We start from the raw sequence: 14,002 nt of genomic DNA on the forward strand, positions 1-14,002 counted from the left end.
GTGACCGCGGGAGGACGGAGAACTCATCGGTGCGGCCGAGGAATTCTTCTCCGTCGCCGTCAACCGGAGAGCCGCGCGACGACCGGCATCCGCGGCACGGCGACCCCGTGTCGCTGCCCGCCCCGCGTCAGCTCGGCTGCCAGATCTTCGAGTTGCCGGGTGTGGCGGGCGGTGAGCCGGCCGGTCTCGTCGAGGTGCACGGCGCACGCGGTGGTGGTGTCCACGAGCCGTTCGAGTACGGCGGCCACCGCGTCCGTGCCCTCGGTGTGCCGGGCGAGAGCCGGGAGTTCGGCGGCGGCGAGGGCGATGGCGGAGCGTGCCTCGGCAAGGGTCCGGTAGGCCTCGCGGCGCAGCGCCCAGCGTTCGCCGCGGTCGCCGGACTCGCTCAGTACGTGGGCGAGGTAGGTGTGCGCGGCCCGCCCGGCCGCCGCCAGTCGGCCCCGGACCCCGCCGCCGTGCTTCCCCGGCATCGGCAGGTGCCCGACGAGCAGGACCAGCGCGCAGGCCAGCAGTGTCTCGCCGATCCGGCTGGCCGAGGCCTGCGGTTCGCCCCCGACCATGACCAGGGCGAGCACCAGGACGGTGACGACGGCGGTCTGCGCGGCGAAGTGCCTGGTGGCCGCCGGGACGAGGGCGCCGCACACGGCCACCAGGACGATGAGTCCCCCGGGCCGGGGCAGTACGGCGGCGAAGCCCGCGAAGAGCAGGGCGCCGAGCACCGTACCGGCGGCCCGGCACAGCACCCGGGAAGCGAGCGGACCGAGGTCGGGCTTGACGAGGAAGACGGCGGTGGCGGGCAGCCAGTACCAGTGCTGGTGCGAGCCGTACCAGCGGGTGTGGTGCAGGGCCTGGGCGATGGCGGCGCTGGCCCCGAAGCAGAGGGCGACCCGCAGCCCGTACTCCCGTCCGCCGCTGCCGAACGCGGCACGCAGGATCTCCTTCGGGCCGCGGCGCCGGGCGGGCGGCCGGTGTTCCGCGTCCCCGGACCGGTCGAAGGCCTCGGCGGCCCGCAGCAGGGCGTCGTCGAGGGCGCGCAGGGCGGGCACCGCACGGGACGGCGCGGGCAACGGTCCGGTGCCGGTGTTCTCCCGTACGGCGGCGGCGAGCCGGCGGGGCCCCTCCGCGGCCCGCTCGGCTATCGGTTCGCCGGCCCAGGCGAGGGCGGTGGCCGCCTCGGCGAGGGGCAGCGCGGCGGCGTACTGCGCGTGCAGCCGGCGCTCGGTGGCGGAACTGGCGTACCGCCGCAGCCGGGGCCCGGTGAGCGCGTCCTGGGCGTGGTCGAGCGCGGTGCTCAGCGCCTTCCGCCGGCCGAGCGCGGCCTCGCCCGCGACGGCCTCCAGCAGGTCGGCGACGGCGTCGTACACGCCGGCGACGGCGTCCCGTTCCCCGTCGAAGCGGTAGTCACCGGCGAGCGCGCCGGGCGTGGGCAGGGCGAGCCGCAGCACCAGCAGCCAGCCGGCGCCGGCGAGGAAGGCGAGGGCCCGCTGCCAGCCCGCCTCGGCGACCGGCATCCCGGCGCCGATGGCGGCGGCGACCAGCAACTGCGTCCCCGCGCCGGACGCGACGGGCCCGACGGCGCTGATGCCACCGGCGGCCAGCCCGAGCCCCGTGAGCAGCAGGGTGAGAGGTACGGCCGTGAGGTGCGCGCCGCCGTACGTCCCGACGAGCAGCCCCACCGCACCGGCCGCCGCGGGCACCCCGAGCCGCCGCACGGCGGCCCGCCGGCTGCCGGGCCGGTCGTTGATCCCGGCGAGCATGGCGGCGATGGCGGCGACCACACCGAGGGAGGTGCGCTCGACCAGGACCGCCGCAAGCAGCAACGGCCCGGCGGCCAGCGCCCCACGGGTCACCGCGCTCCAGGGCACGGGCCCGCGCTGGGCGCGCAGGGCGTGGGCGAGCCAGGGGGGCAGGGTGATACGACGGGACACAGGGCTCCTGTCCGGACGAGGGCGGGGTGTGCCTTCGGGCGACGGTGGCCGGGCCGGCGGCTTCTTCGGCCGACGGTAGTTCGGGTTCCCGTGGGAAACGGTTCGATCGCGTTTCCCGGGTGTGACAAGTGTCCCGAAGGACCGAGTTCTTTATGAACGCAATTGCGCGCGACCCGGATTCGGGCCGGACCGGCAGTGAGCGGACGACGGAAAACCGAATGCGTCGCGTCCGCACGAAGGCGGATCATCGTTTGGCCGTACCTTTGCCACCCGAGGAGCCGTCCTGATGATCCGACGCGTCACCGCCCCCGGCCTCTTCCCGCCGCCAGGGGACCCGGTGCGGCAGGCCGAGCGGGTCATCGTGAATCTCGCGGGGCAATTGCGTGCGGTCGGGAGCGACCTGGTGCATGTCGTGGCCACGGACGTGTATGTCGTGAGCAGTGATCCGACCGTGCTGTCCGCTGTCTGGGAGGTCGTCGAGGGGTCCGGGCTCAGTGCCGGGCCGCATTCCTCGACGCTCGTCGGCGTGGCCTGTCTGGGCTACAGCGGGCAGTTGGTGGAGATCACGGCCACGGCCGTCGTACCCGAGGGGGCGGGGGCGTGAGCGCTGACGTCGTGCTGCGGCGGGCGGGCGGTCCCGATGCCGCCGACGTGGCCGACGTCTGGTTGCGGTCGTACCGTGCGGCGCTGCCCACCGTTGTACGGGCGCACTCCGACGACGAGGTGCGTGCGTGGTTCCGGGACGTCGTGGTGCCGGAGCGGGAGACCTGGCTGGCGGAGGCGGGCGGGCTCGTCGTGGGGGTGATGGTGCTCGCGGGGGATCTGTTGTCGCAGTTGTATCTGGACCCCGGGTGGCGGGGGCGGGGTCTCGGTGACCGGTTCGTCGCGCTGGCGAAGGAGCGCTCACCGCGAGGGCTCACGTTGTGGACGTTCCAGGTCAACAAGCCTGCCCACCGGTTCTACGAGCGGCACGGCTTCGTCCCCGTGGAGTCCACGGACGGGAGCGGGAACGAGGAGCGGGAGCCTGATGTCCGGTACGTCTGGCGGCCCTGAGCCCCGGCTGCGGCTCCCCCGGACTCCCCCTTGACTACGTCTCCTCGCCTGCCCCCGGACCGGCCGACGGCAGCCGGTGCCTGATCTCGTCCATGACCGACGAGTCGGTCAGGGTCGTCACGTCGCCGAGCGCCCGGTGTTCGGCGACGTCCCTCAGCAACCGGCGCATGATCTTGCCGGAACGGGTCTTGGGGAGTTCGGCGACGACCAGGATCTCCCGGGGGCGGGCGATCGGGCCGATCTCCGTGGTGACGTGCGTGCGCAGCTGCGCCGCCACCTCCTCGGCCCCGGCCGCGCCCGTCTGCACGTCGCCGCGCAGGATGACGAAGGCGACGACGCCCTGCCCGGTCGTCGCGTCGGTCGCGCCGACCACCGCCGCCTCCGCGACCAGCGGGTGGGAGACGAGGGCCGACTCGACCTCCGTGGTGGAGATGCGGTGCCCGGAGACGTTCATGACGTCGTCGACCCGGCCGAGCAGCCAGATGTCGCCGTCGTCGTCCTTCTTCGCGCCGTCCCCCGCGAAGTAGCTGCCGGGGAAACGCGACCAGTAGGTGTCGAGGTACCGCTGCTCGTCGCCCCAGATGGTGCGGAGCATCGCGGGCCAGGGCTCGGTGAGGACCAGATAGCCGCCGGAACCGTCGGGTACCGGCTCGCCGGTGTCGTCGACGACGTCGGCCGCGACACCGGGCAGCGGCCGCAGGGCCGAGCCCGGCTTGCAGACGCTCACGCCGGGCAGCGGGCTGATCATCTGGGCGCCGGTCTCGGTCTGCCACCAGGTGTCCACGACCGGGCAGTTGCCGGAGCCGATGGTGTCGCGGTACCAGATCCACGCCTCCGGGTTGATCGGCTCGCCGACCGAACCGAGCAGGCGCAGCGACGACAGGTCGAACTCGGCCGGGATGTCGGCGCCCCATTTCATGAAGGTGCGGATCGCGGTCGGGGCGCAGTAGAGGATGGACACCCGGTACTTCTCCACCAGTTCCCACCAGCGGCCGCGGTGCGGGGTGTCCGGCGTCCCCTCGTACAGCAGGGAGGTGACGCCGTTGGCCAGCGGACCGTAGACGATGTACGAGTGGCCGGTGACCCACCCGATGTCGGCCGCCGTCCAGAAGACGTCCCGGTCCGGTTTGACGTCGAAGACCGCCCAGTGCGACCAGGCGACCTGGGTGAGATAGCCGCCGGTGGTGTGCAGGATGCCCTTGGGGCGGGCGGTCGTACCGGAGGTGTACATGATGTACAGGGGGTGTTCGCTGTCGAACGCCTCGGCCCTGTGCTCGGCCGGCTGTCCGTCGACCGTCTCGTGCCACCACAGGTCGCGGCCGGGGGTCCAGTCCACCGGCTGTCCGGTGCGCCGGACGACCAGCACGTGGCGTACGTCGGGGCAGCCGCGGACCGCCTCGTCGACGGCCGGTTTCAGGGCGGAAGGGTTGCCGCGGCGGTAGCCGCCGTCCGCGGTGATCACCAGGCGGGCGTCGCAGTCGAGGATCCGGCCGCGCAGCGCCTCCGCGGAGAAGCCGCCGAAGACCACCGTGTGCGGGGCGCCGATGCGGGCGCAGGCCAGCATCGCCACCACGGTCTCCGGGATCATCGGCATGTAGACGGCGACCCGGTCGCCCGCGGTGACGCCGAGCGCCCGCAGGGCGTTGGCGGCCTTGCGGACCTCCGTCGTCAGCTGGGCGTAGGTGAGGGTGCGGGTGTCGCCGGGCTCGCCCTCCCAGTGGAAGGCGACCCGGTCGCCGTGGCCGGCGGCGACATGCCGGTCCAGGCAGTTGTACGCCGCGTTCAGGCGGCCGCCGGTGAACCAGCGGGCGAACGGGGCGCGGCTCCAGTCGAGCACCTGGTCCCAGGGCCGCTCCCAGTCGAGCCGGGCGGCCGCCGCGGCCCAGAAGGCGAGGCGGTCGGCGCCGGCCCGTGCGTAGTCCGCCGCGGTGGCGTTGGCCGCCGCGGCCAGCTCCGCGGGCGGCGGGAAGCGCCGCTCCTCGTGCAGCAGGCTGGAGAGCGTCCCGCCGCCGCTGTCGGTCATGCGTGGACCCCGAACGGCCCGTGGCGGTGGCCGCGGTGCGGTCGCAGGTGCTCGCCGATGTTCGGGAAGACGGGCAGGACGGCACGGTGGTAGGTGGAGTTGGTGACGCCGGCGAACGACGCGTACCAGGCGCACACCGCGGTGACCAGGCCGAGCCAGCCGCCGGCCTCGACGGTTCCGGGCGACTGCGCGAACGCGCCGACGCACAGCACGATGAACGTCGCCGACAGGGTGACCAGCACGGCCAGCAGGGCGCCCGTGGTGCGGGTCGCGGCGACGGTCATGTACACCGTGAAGATGGCGAACACCAGCAGGAACAGGCCGGTCGCCTGGTGCGCGGTGGCGGGCGGCAGGCTGCCCGCGACGAACCTCGCGTAGGCGGCATAGGCCAGCCAGAAGGCGGCGTACGACCCGAACGCGGTGGCGCCGAAGGTGTTGCCCTTGCGGAACTCCCACATGGCCGCGAGCATCTGGGCCAGTCCGCCGTAGAACAGGGCGAGCGGGAGGACGACGGCGGCCAGCGTCTGGTCGGTGATCAGGTTCGCGTTGAAGACGCTGAGGACGAAGGTCGTCGCCGCGAAGGCACCGAGGCCGAGCGGGCCGGGGTCCGCGACGGTTCCGGTGTCGGTGGTAGGGGTGCTCATCTGCGCCTCCTCATGCGATGTGCATCACAAGGACGTGAGATCGTCCGGGACACCACGAGGGTCGGCGGCGCCACGCGTCCACGCTGTCCGTGTTCCCGAAGCAACCTCCCTTATGCGGACATTTCTACGCAGATCTCCACACCCGGCGCTTCTCCAGCGGCTTCTCGTAGCTCCCTGCCCGGCTGGTGGTGAGCCCCAGCGCCACCAGCGACTCCGCCAGTTTCACCGCCGCGCCGACCCCGTCCACGACCGGGACCCCGAGCTTCTCCCCCACCGCCCGCTGCAGCCCCGTCATCCCGGCGCAGCCGAGGACGAGGACCTCGGCGCCGGCCTCCCGGACCCGCTCGGCCGCCGCCAGGAACGCGGCCTCCGTCCGCCCGGGGTCACCGGCCAGGTCCAGGACGCCGAGCCCCGTACCCGCCACGGCCACGCAGTTGCGGGCGACCCCCGCCGTCTCCAGGCTGTCCTCGATCTGCCCGCGCGAGCGGTCCAGCGTGGTGACGACGCCGTAGCGGCGGCCCAGCAGGCAGGCCAGATGGGCGGCGGCCTCGGTGATGTCGACGACCGGGACGTCCAGCAACTCCCGTGCGCCCTCGCGCCCGTGTTCGCCGAAACCGGCCATGACCACCGCGTCGTACGGCGGGCCCGGGTAGGTCCGCAGTGCGTCCAGGACCGCCGCCGCCGACAGGTAGCTGTCCAGCCAGCCCTCCGCCGACTCGGGACCCCAGCTCGGGGTCAGCCCGGTCACGGTGGTGCCCGGGCCTGCGGCGGCCCGGGCACCTCGCACGATCTCCTCGGTCATCTCCTGCGTGGTGTTGCAGTTGGTGACGACGATCCGCACGTCCGTCAGACCTCCACGGTCTCGGGGGTCCGGTCACCCCGGCACAGCGCCAGGTACAGGCCGGCGGCCAGGGCGGTGCCGATGAACCACGAGTAGGGCGCCACATCGCTGAAGGTCTTCACCAGCGCGAGCACGCCCGCGACCGCCGCCGCGGGCAGGAACGCCCACAGCGCCTTGGGGTTGACGCCCTTGCGGTAGTGGTACGGGGAGCCGGGCGTCGCGTCGAAGAGCTGCCGCACGTCCACCTTGCCGCGCTTGATCGCGTAGTAGTCGACCATGATCACACCGAACAGCGGTCCCAGGAAGGCGCCGAGGCCACCCAGGAAGTAGTTGACGACGGTGGGGTCGGAGAAGAGGTTCCAGGGAGTGACGAGGAGGGCCGCGACCGTGCTGATCATGCCGCCGACCTTGAAGGTGATCTTCTGCGGCCAGACGTTGGCCAGGTCGTACGCCGGGGAGACGAAGTTGGCGACGATGTTGACGCCCATGGTGGCGACCGCGAAGGTCAGGGCCGCCACGACCAGGACCCAGGTGTTGCCCACCTTGGCGACCAGTTCGGCGGGGTCGGTGATGGCCTCACCGAAGACCTCCAGCGAACCCGCCGTCACGATCACGGAGACGACCACGAACGCCGTCGAGTTGATCGGCAGGCCCCAGAAGTTCCCGCGGCGCACGGTCCGGTAGTCGGGGGCGAAGCGCGAGAAGTCACAGAAGTTGAGCATCAGCGTGCCGTAGGTGGCGAGGATCAGGCCGATCGCGCCGAACCACTGCCGCCACTGCTCGCCGGTGGAGACCGGGTGCGGGGTGGAGGTGAGCGAGATGGTCCAGTGGGCCTTGGCGAGGATCCAGACCGCGAGAGCGATCATGACCAGCCAGATCGCCGGGCCGCAGAAGTCCTGGAACCTGCGGATCGTCTCCATGCCCCGGCTGATGATCGCCGCCTGGATCAGCCAGAGCGAGACGAAGGAGATCCAGCCGAGTGTGTCCAGGCCCAGGAAGGAGGTCTCCGTCAGGGACTTCAGGCCGGGCCAGGCCGCCAGCAGCATCACGTTGACGGCGACGGACGCCAGATAGGTCTGGATGCCGTACCACATGATGGCGATCACAGCTCTGATCAGCGCGGGGATGTTGGCGCCCCAGACGCCGAAGCTGATCCGGCTGACCACCGGGAACGGCACTCCGTGACGCTGGCCGATCCTGCCCATCCAGTTCATGCCGACGTAGATGAGCACGAAGCCGACGAGGAGGGAGGTGAAGACCTGCCAGACGTTCATGCCGAGGACCAGCAGACCGGCGGCGAAGGTGTAGTTGCCGAGGTTGTGGACGTCGGACATCCACATGGCGAAGAGGTCGAAGACCTTCCAGTTCCGCCGCTCGGCGGGGGCGAGGTCGTCGTTGGTGAGCCGGGGATCGGGGACGAACGCGGGTGCGCCGGTGGCTTCGGCACGGTCGGCCAGGGACACGGGGCCTCCAGGGACTGCGGGGCGGGGAGGGAGGAGGACGGCTGCGGGATACCGCCGTCGGGTGCCGCGAATGGACTGCTGCGCGCGTTTGGTATACCAAACTGCGGTCATGGTCCTCCCGTCAAGCGTTCTGACCGATGTCCGTCCCGTTACGGCTCCGTAAAAGCCCCCTCGGGTCGGCGAAAATGACCTCATGGGCTCCCCCACGACGAAGACCGAACCCCTGGGCGCGGTGCGCGAACGCGTCCTCGCCACCCTGCGGCAGGACATCATCGCGGGCCGGCTGGCCCCGGGTGACCGGCTGGTCGAGCGCGAACTGGCCGAGCGGTTCGGGGTGTCCCGGGTGCCGGTCCGGGAGGCGATCCGGGCCCTGGTCGCCGAGGGCTTCGTGCTCTTCGAGTCGGCCCGCCGTACGGTGGTGCGCCGGCTGACCCCGACCGACGTCAAGGAACTCTTCGAACTGCGCGAGGCGTTGGAGGTCTACGCGGCCGGTCTCGCGGCCTCGCGGACGACCCCCGAGGCGCTGGCAGAGCTTCGGGAACTGCTCGGCCAGGCGGCCACGGCGACCAGCTCCGACGACGCCGAGACGATCACCGACGTCAACACCCGCTTCCATGACCGGATCCTGGCCCTGGCGGGCAACAGCCTGCTCATCTCGGTCATGGAACCGGTCGACGGCCGGCTCCGCTGGCTCACCCGGCGCAACGAGGAATGGCCCCGGCTCCTCACCGAACACCGCGAGTTGTACGACGCGATCGCCTCCGGCGACCCGGACCGCGCCCGCGCCGTCGCCCTCGGCCACGTGCGGGCCAACCACCGGTCGACGGTGCGGCACCTGTTCGGTGAGGAGACCGGCCGCTGACGGCCGCACACGGGGTGGCGCGGGCTCGCGTCGTCCGAGCCCCTCGGGCGCACCGGGCACGTCCGGTCGCTCGGGTCAGAGCAGGCCGGCCGTCTGCGCCGCCGTCCGGAGTACCTCGCGGAGCATCTCGGGGGTGAGGAGACCCGTGAAGGTGTTGCGCTGGCTGACATGGAAGCATCCGAAGAGGTCCAGGCCGCCCAGGTCGACCCGGGCGCCGTGGGCGAAGCGTGGGCGGGGCCTCGGCACGGCCCAGCCCGCCGCGGCGAACGCCGGCAGCGCGGCCTGCCAGCCGAACGCCCCGAGTACGACCGCGGCCCGCAGCGTCGGCCGCAACAGCGCCAGCTCCTCCACCAGCCAGGGGCGGCAGGTGTCGCGCTCCGCGGGGGTCGGCTTGTTGTCGGGCGGGGCGCAGTGCACCGGCGAGGTGATCCGCACGCCGTACAGCTGCAGACCGTCGTCGGCACTGACCGCCGTCGGCTGCGAGGCGAGCCCGACGTCGTACAGCGCCTGGTACAGGACGTCACCGGAGCGGTCGCCGGTGAACATCCGGCCGGTGCGGTTGCCTCCGTGCGCGGCCGGGGCGAGGCCGATGATCAGCAGCCGGGCGTCGGGCGGACCGAAGCCGGGGACGGGCCGGGCCCAGTACGTCCAGTCGGCGAACGCCGCGCGCTTGGTACGCGCCACCTCCTCCCGCCAGGCGACCAGCCGGGGACAGGCACGGCAGGCGCCGACACGGTGGTCGAGGTCGGCGAGGGGGGTGCGCGGCATGCTTCAACGGTAGGGCCCCGGGACGGGGGCGTGCGTCCGCCGGGTCGGCTCGGGGAGAGACCGTGGCTGGTCGTGCGTTCCGCTTGGCCCTTCGCAGCGCGTTAGGGTCGGGGCATGTCTTCTCAGGACGTGAACGACAGCCCTGCCCCGGCCGAGCAGGCACCGGGCGCCGAGGCTCTCGATCCCGCCGCCGTCGCCGCGGCGGTCGCCGCCGCCGAGGCCGCCGCGCCGGGGCCCGGGGAGACCGTGCGGATCGACAGCTGGATCTGGGCCGTGCGCCTGATCAAGACCCGCTCCATGGGAGCCACCGCCTGCCGGGGCGGGCATGTCCAGGTGAACGGCGAGCGGGTCAAACCCGCCCACTCCGTGCGCGTCGGTGACGAGGTCCGGCTGCGCCAGGAGGGGCGGGAACGCGTCGTCATCGTGAAGCGGCTGATCCGCAAGCGGGTCGGCGCCCCGGTCGCCGCCCAGTGCTACGTCGACAACTCCCCGCCGCCCCCGCCCCGCGAGGCCGTCGCCCCCATCGGCCTGCGCGACCGCGGCACCGGCCGTCCCACCAAGCGCGACCGCCGCGAGCTGGAACGGCTCCGCGGCCTCGGCGGGCCGGCAGGTGGCATGGGCAGGCAGGGGGGCACGGGCGGGGCGGATGACGTCGGTGGGAGGAGCGGCACGGGCCCGGCCGGCGGTGGGCGCCCCGGCGGTCGGTGATCCACCGGGCGCCCAGAGGGCTCGGCCGGGGCCCGGTGCTGCGGACCGGCTCGGGGCGCCACAGGGCTGGGCCGGGGACCGGGGCGGCTCAGCTCCCTCTCCGCTGCGCCGGACGCTCACATCCGTCCCCGCACCAGCCCCCACAGCCGCGCGTTCTGCTCCCGCCGGGCCCAGGCGATCAGGACCAGCGGCACCATCAGGATCAGCGGGGTCGCCGCGTTCTGCCCGTCGAACACGGTCAGCTGGACGATGAACGCGCCCACCATGAGCCCGCTGAGCGCCATCGCCGCCACCGCCTGCAGCACCGGTGTCACCAGGGCGATCGCACCCGCCAGTTCGAGCGCGCCGATGGCGTACATACCGGCGCTGCCCCAGCCGATCCTGTCGAAGGACTCCATGGCGGCGGGATACGCGATCAGCTTGGGCAGTGCGCTCGCGACGGCGTAGAACAGGGCGAGCAGCACCTGTAGCGCCCGCAGGGCGAGGCGGGCGGCACGGCGCCGGCCGTGCTTCGCGGACCCGGTGGCGGTGGAGAGCACGGGGGCGGCGGGAGCGGCGGTCTCGGACATGAGGTTCTCCTGGGGGGACGGTCTCTGCTGCTGTCACAGAGGTAGACCCGCCCGCTACGGCGAACTCATCGCTGCCGTCCTTGATTTCGGGTCTTCTCTAGGCCGGGCCGAACCGGCGACGGGTCTCCTCGTCGGCCGGCAGGAACGTCTCCAGGTGCAGCCCTTCGAGGGTCGCGTCGGTGGCGGTGCTGAGCGTGGCGGAGGTGCTGAAGAACCGGAGCGGGTTGCCGTCCACCTCGATTTCGAGGGTGATGACCGGTCCCGCGCCGGTGGGGGCGGCATCGGATGTGCCGAGGTATCCGGCGATCTCCGCGGCCAGCTCGTGGAGACGCTGGTCATGGGTGCGTTCGGCCCGGTGGCGCGCCTGCTGCAGCAGATGGCCACCCCACTGCGCGAGGTTGCCGATCCGGTCGGCCAGCCCGTCCGGATGCAGACAGACCCGGACCACGTTGACCGGTGGCTCCAGCAGTTCCGGTGCGCAACCGGCCAGCAGCTGATCGACGGCGGCATTGGCGTCGACGATGTCCCAGTGCTCGTCCAACAGCAGTGCGGGGTACGGCAGGTGGGCGTCGAGGAGTCGGCGCAGGCCGTCCATCACCACCGCGATCGACGCGTCGTCCAGTTGGTGGTCCTGATAGCGCGGCGCGTATCCGGCGGCCAGCAGGAGCTGGTTGCGATCACGCAGCGGCACGTCCAGGTTGTCGGAGAGGTGCATGAGCATCTCCGGTGTCGGGTGGGCCTTGCCGGTCTCCACCCGGCTGAGGTGCCGGGTGGAGACCCGCGAACGGTTGGACAGCTCCTGCTGGCTGAACCGGCGTCGTTCGCGCCAGGTCCGCAGCAGTGCGCCGACCGGCGGTACTTCGGCTGCAACGCTCATGTCCGCGAGTCTAGGGCGCCGTGTCCGGGCTGCCATGACCTGTGAGGTCATGGAGCTGATGAGCGGGCCGGGGCCAGGATGTGGGACATCAGCCGATCGAGACGAACGGGAGAAACGAACATGAAGGGCATCGTCGAGCAGTACCTGGCCACCTGGAACGCGACCGGTGAGGAGCGGGCGGCCCTGCTCTCCGAGCACTGGTCCTCCGAGGCGACCTACACGGATCCGCTGGCCGAGGTCCGCGGCCACGAGGGGATCGCTGCGGTCGTCGACGGGGTCCAGGCGCAGTTTCCGGGGTTCGTGTTCACCCAGGTCGGTGAGGCGGACGCCCACCATCGCCAGGTGCGGTTCCAGTGGGGCCTGGGTCCGGAGGGAGCCGAGCCGCTGGTGATCGGTTTCGACGTCCTGGTGCTGGACGAGTCGGGCCGCATCCAGGACGTGCACGGTTTCCTGGACAAGGTGCCGGCATGACGGCGCCGCGCGGATACGTGGTCGGTTACCTGCAGGACGTCGACCTCGGCCCGGAGATCGCGGAGTACATCGAGCGGATCGAGGCAACGATGGCACCGTACGGCGGTCGCTTCCTCGTGCACGGCGGACGACTCGTCGAGCACGAGGGCACCTGGAACGGCGACATCGTGATACTCGAGTTCCCCGATCCGGCCCGCGCGCAGGAGTGGTACGAATCGCCGGACTACCAGGCGATCCTGCCGCTCCGCACGGAGCACGCCACCTCGATGGTCGCCCTGGTCGCGGGAGTACCCGACGACTATCGCGCAAGCGGCAAGATCCCCCAGCTGTTCCCGCTCCCGAACGCCCGGGCGGAGTCGGTGAGCTGAACGCGGACCGGCCACCGAGCCAGAGCTGGGCCAAGGCTCGGGGCTCCGGCGCCCTCTAGGCCGCCGGGGCCCGCCCGGCGGCCGGTATCGCCCGTACCCAGGTCCCGTCCTCCGTCAGGTATTCGGCCACCTCCAACCCGGCCTCCGCCAGCGCCTGCTCGAACTGCTGCCTGGTGAGCGGCCGGGCCAGGAACGTCTGCGTCCAGGTCGCGTCCGGGAACTCGTACTCCACGTGGACCGAGTTCACCCCGTCACCGACCGGCTCGGCCGACACGATCCGCACGGTGTAGCCGCCGGGGTCGACCCGCTCCCTGGGCACGTCGGAGTGGTGGTACGCGGCCTCGCGCTGGACGAGGACACAGCCGTCGTCCGCCACATGGGACGCGCAGGTCCGCAGCATGCCCTGTCGTACGGCCACGTCTCCGGCGTGCACCAGGAACGACGCGAGCAGCACCACGTCGAACCTCTCGCCCAGGTCGAGCCCTTCGATGGTGCTGCGTATCGTGCGCGCCCCGCGGACGCGCTCCAGCATCTCCGCCGACTCGTCCACCGCGGTGACCGTGAACCCGCGCTCCAGGAGCGGGTGAGTCATCCGCCCCACCCCGCAGCCCAGCTCCAGGATGCGGGCGCCGGCCGGGACCGCCGCCTCGATGATGTCCGGCTCGCTCCCCACGGCCAGCCGCGAGTAGAGCTCCACCGCGCAGCCGTCCGGGGTGATCGCACCGGGCCCCGTCCCCTCGTACCCCTCACGCATTTCAACTGTCATGCCCGAAGAACGGCCGGCCATCGCACGGCCGTTCCCCGGCACCGGCGGTTCACCCGTTCGAGTCGTTCGACATCCGACGGGAACTTCTCGGCGCCACCAGCGTGGTGACGGTCGGCCAGGTCGGGCCGTGCGGCGTCACCGTTCCCACGGGAACCATCCGTGCCCGATGTACCAGTGGCCACCGGCCCGCAGCCGGTCGCCGACCGCCCGCTCCAGCGACGTACGCCGGGGCAGGTCAGGGGTCGGTATGCCGGGGTCGCCGAAGACGAAGGCGACCGGCGTGGTGTCGGCCGGCTCCCGGTCGTCCCAGCCGGGCCGGAACCGCTCCTGGAAGCGGACGATGTTGGAGTCCGCCGGGAGGTGCCTGCGCAGCTGCGGATCGAGCAGCCAGGAGTGGCAGGTCGCGACGATGGGATGCTCGTCGGGGAAGTACCGGGCAAAGAACTCCCGGGCCCGGAGCACGGAACGGTCGCAGGCGGCCGGGGTGAGCGGTCCGAGGAAGTCGGGGATGTGCAGGTTCAGGCTGGGACTGCCGGCCGCGACCGCGGTTCCGGCGCTGGTGATCGCCTGTGCCGTGCGGGTGCCGAGACCCGCCAGCTCGTACTGCAGGCGCCCCAGCTGGTAGAGCCTGCCGCAGAAGTGGCGGGTGAGCCAGTGCGCC

At 72.4% G+C, this 14,002-nt stretch carries 15 protein-coding genes and 1 pseudogene; 6 read left to right on the forward strand and 10 right to left on the reverse strand.

Annotation, left to right across the window (positions count from 1 at the left end):
- Window positions 1-59 precede the first annotated feature (59 nt).
- Window positions 60-1,928 (reverse strand): FUSC family protein, encoded by a 1,869-nt coding sequence (locus ABZ646_RS04365; protein WP_360512807.1) that lies wholly within the window; start codon window positions 1,926-1,928, stop codon window positions 60-62.
- Window positions 1,929-2,214: 286 nt separating this feature from the next.
- On the opposite strand from ABZ646_RS04365, the gene ABZ646_RS04370 reads away from it, so the two are divergent.
- Together ABZ646_RS04370 and ABZ646_RS04375 are read left to right on the forward strand one after the other, a co-directional pair.
- Window positions 2,215-2,532: a RidA family protein gene (locus ABZ646_RS04370; protein WP_360512809.1), complete on the forward strand. Its 318-nt coding sequence runs from the start codon at window positions 2,215-2,217 to the stop codon at window positions 2,530-2,532.
- Window positions 2,529-2,981 carry a GNAT family N-acetyltransferase gene (locus tag ABZ646_RS04375; RefSeq protein WP_360512811.1) on the forward strand — a complete coding sequence of 151 codons (453 nt, stop codon included), beginning with the start codon at window positions 2,529-2,531 and terminating at the stop codon, window positions 2,979-2,981. Before ABZ646_RS04370 ends, ABZ646_RS04375 begins: the two co-directional genes overlap by 4 nt.
- Before the next feature lie 34 nt (window positions 2,982-3,015).
- Here the strand turns inward: ABZ646_RS04375 and acs are convergent, their stop codons facing one another.
- The 4 genes from acs to ABZ646_RS04395 all read right to left on the reverse strand — a co-directional run bounded on the left by acs (window position 3,016) and on the right by ABZ646_RS04395 (window position 7,952).
- Complete coding sequence (gene acs / locus ABZ646_RS04380; protein ID WP_360512813.1) at window positions 3,016-5,004, reverse strand: acetate--CoA ligase; 1,989 nt, start codon at window positions 5,002-5,004, stop codon at window positions 3,016-3,018.
- Window positions 5,001-5,648 carry an acetate uptake transporter gene (locus ABZ646_RS04385; RefSeq protein ID WP_360512815.1) on the reverse strand — a complete coding sequence of 216 codons (648 nt, stop codon included), beginning with the start codon at window positions 5,646-5,648 and terminating at the stop codon, window positions 5,001-5,003. The genes acs and ABZ646_RS04385 overlap by 4 nt, the downstream gene beginning before the upstream one ends.
- Window positions 5,649-5,772: 124 nt before the next feature.
- Complete coding sequence (locus ABZ646_RS04390) at window positions 5,773-6,489, reverse strand: aspartate/glutamate racemase family protein (protein ID WP_360512817.1); 717 nt, start codon at window positions 6,487-6,489, stop codon at window positions 5,773-5,775.
- Between the two features lie 5 nt (window positions 6,490-6,494).
- Window positions 6,495-7,952, reverse strand: a complete 1,458-nt coding sequence (locus ABZ646_RS04395) for an NCS1 family nucleobase:cation symporter-1 (protein WP_360512819.1) — start codon at window positions 7,950-7,952, stop codon at window positions 6,495-6,497.
- Window positions 7,953-8,145: 193 nt separating this feature from the next.
- On the opposite strand from ABZ646_RS04395, the gene ABZ646_RS04400 reads away from it, so the two are divergent.
- A complete protein-coding gene (locus tag ABZ646_RS04400; protein WP_360512821.1) occupies window positions 8,146-8,814 on the forward strand; it encodes a GntR family transcriptional regulator in 669 nt (222 codons plus the stop codon).
- Between the two features lie 75 nt (window positions 8,815-8,889).
- On the opposite strand, the gene ABZ646_RS04405 is transcribed toward ABZ646_RS04400, so the two are convergent.
- Complete coding sequence (locus tag ABZ646_RS04405) at window positions 8,890-9,582, reverse strand: uracil-DNA glycosylase (RefSeq protein WP_360512823.1); 693 nt, start codon at window positions 9,580-9,582, stop codon at window positions 8,890-8,892.
- Between the two features lie 114 nt (window positions 9,583-9,696).
- On the opposite strand from ABZ646_RS04405, the gene ABZ646_RS04410 reads away from it, so the two are divergent.
- Window positions 9,697-10,290, forward strand: a complete 594-nt coding sequence (locus tag ABZ646_RS04410; RefSeq protein ID WP_360512825.1) for an RNA-binding S4 domain-containing protein — start codon at window positions 9,697-9,699, stop codon at window positions 10,288-10,290.
- A gap of 116 nt (window positions 10,291-10,406) precedes the next feature.
- On the opposite strand, the gene ABZ646_RS04415 is transcribed toward ABZ646_RS04410, so the two are convergent.
- Together ABZ646_RS04415 and ABZ646_RS04420 are read right to left on the reverse strand one after the other, a co-directional pair.
- Window positions 10,407-10,859: a DoxX family protein gene (locus ABZ646_RS04415; protein ID WP_360512826.1), complete on the reverse strand. Its 453-nt coding sequence runs from the start codon at window positions 10,857-10,859 to the stop codon at window positions 10,407-10,409.
- Window positions 10,860-10,956: 97 nt separating this feature from the next.
- Window positions 10,957-11,736, reverse strand: coding sequence for a helix-turn-helix transcriptional regulator (locus tag ABZ646_RS04420; protein ID WP_360512828.1), 780 nt, complete (start codon window positions 11,734-11,736; stop codon window positions 10,957-10,959).
- Window positions 11,737-11,856: 120 nt separating this feature from the next.
- Here ABZ646_RS04420 and ABZ646_RS04425 point away from each other — a divergent pair, with 120 nt between their 5' ends.
- Window positions 11,857-12,207, forward strand: coding sequence for a nuclear transport factor 2 family protein (locus tag ABZ646_RS04425; RefSeq protein ID WP_360512830.1), 351 nt, complete (start codon window positions 11,857-11,859; stop codon window positions 12,205-12,207).
- Window positions 12,204-12,575, forward strand: coding sequence for a DUF1330 domain-containing protein (locus tag ABZ646_RS04430; protein WP_360512832.1), 372 nt, complete (start codon window positions 12,204-12,206; stop codon window positions 12,573-12,575). The genes ABZ646_RS04425 and ABZ646_RS04430 overlap by 4 nt, the downstream gene beginning before the upstream one ends.
- A gap of 55 nt (window positions 12,576-12,630) precedes the next feature.
- On the opposite strand, the gene ABZ646_RS04435 is transcribed toward ABZ646_RS04430, so the two are convergent.
- Both ABZ646_RS04435 and ABZ646_RS04440 read right to left on the reverse strand, forming a co-directional pair.
- Window positions 12,631-13,329: a class I SAM-dependent methyltransferase gene (locus ABZ646_RS04435; protein ID WP_360512838.1), complete on the reverse strand. Its 699-nt coding sequence runs from the start codon at window positions 13,327-13,329 to the stop codon at window positions 12,631-12,633.
- A gap of 147 nt (window positions 13,330-13,476) precedes the next feature.
- A pseudogene (locus ABZ646_RS04440) lies at window positions 13,477-14,002 on the reverse strand (acyltransferase); the annotation flags it as partial.

The sequence above is a fragment of the Streptomyces sp. NPDC007162 genome (genome assembly GCF_040634175.1).
Lineage (GTDB): Bacteria > Actinomycetota > Actinomycetes > Streptomycetales > Streptomycetaceae > Streptomyces.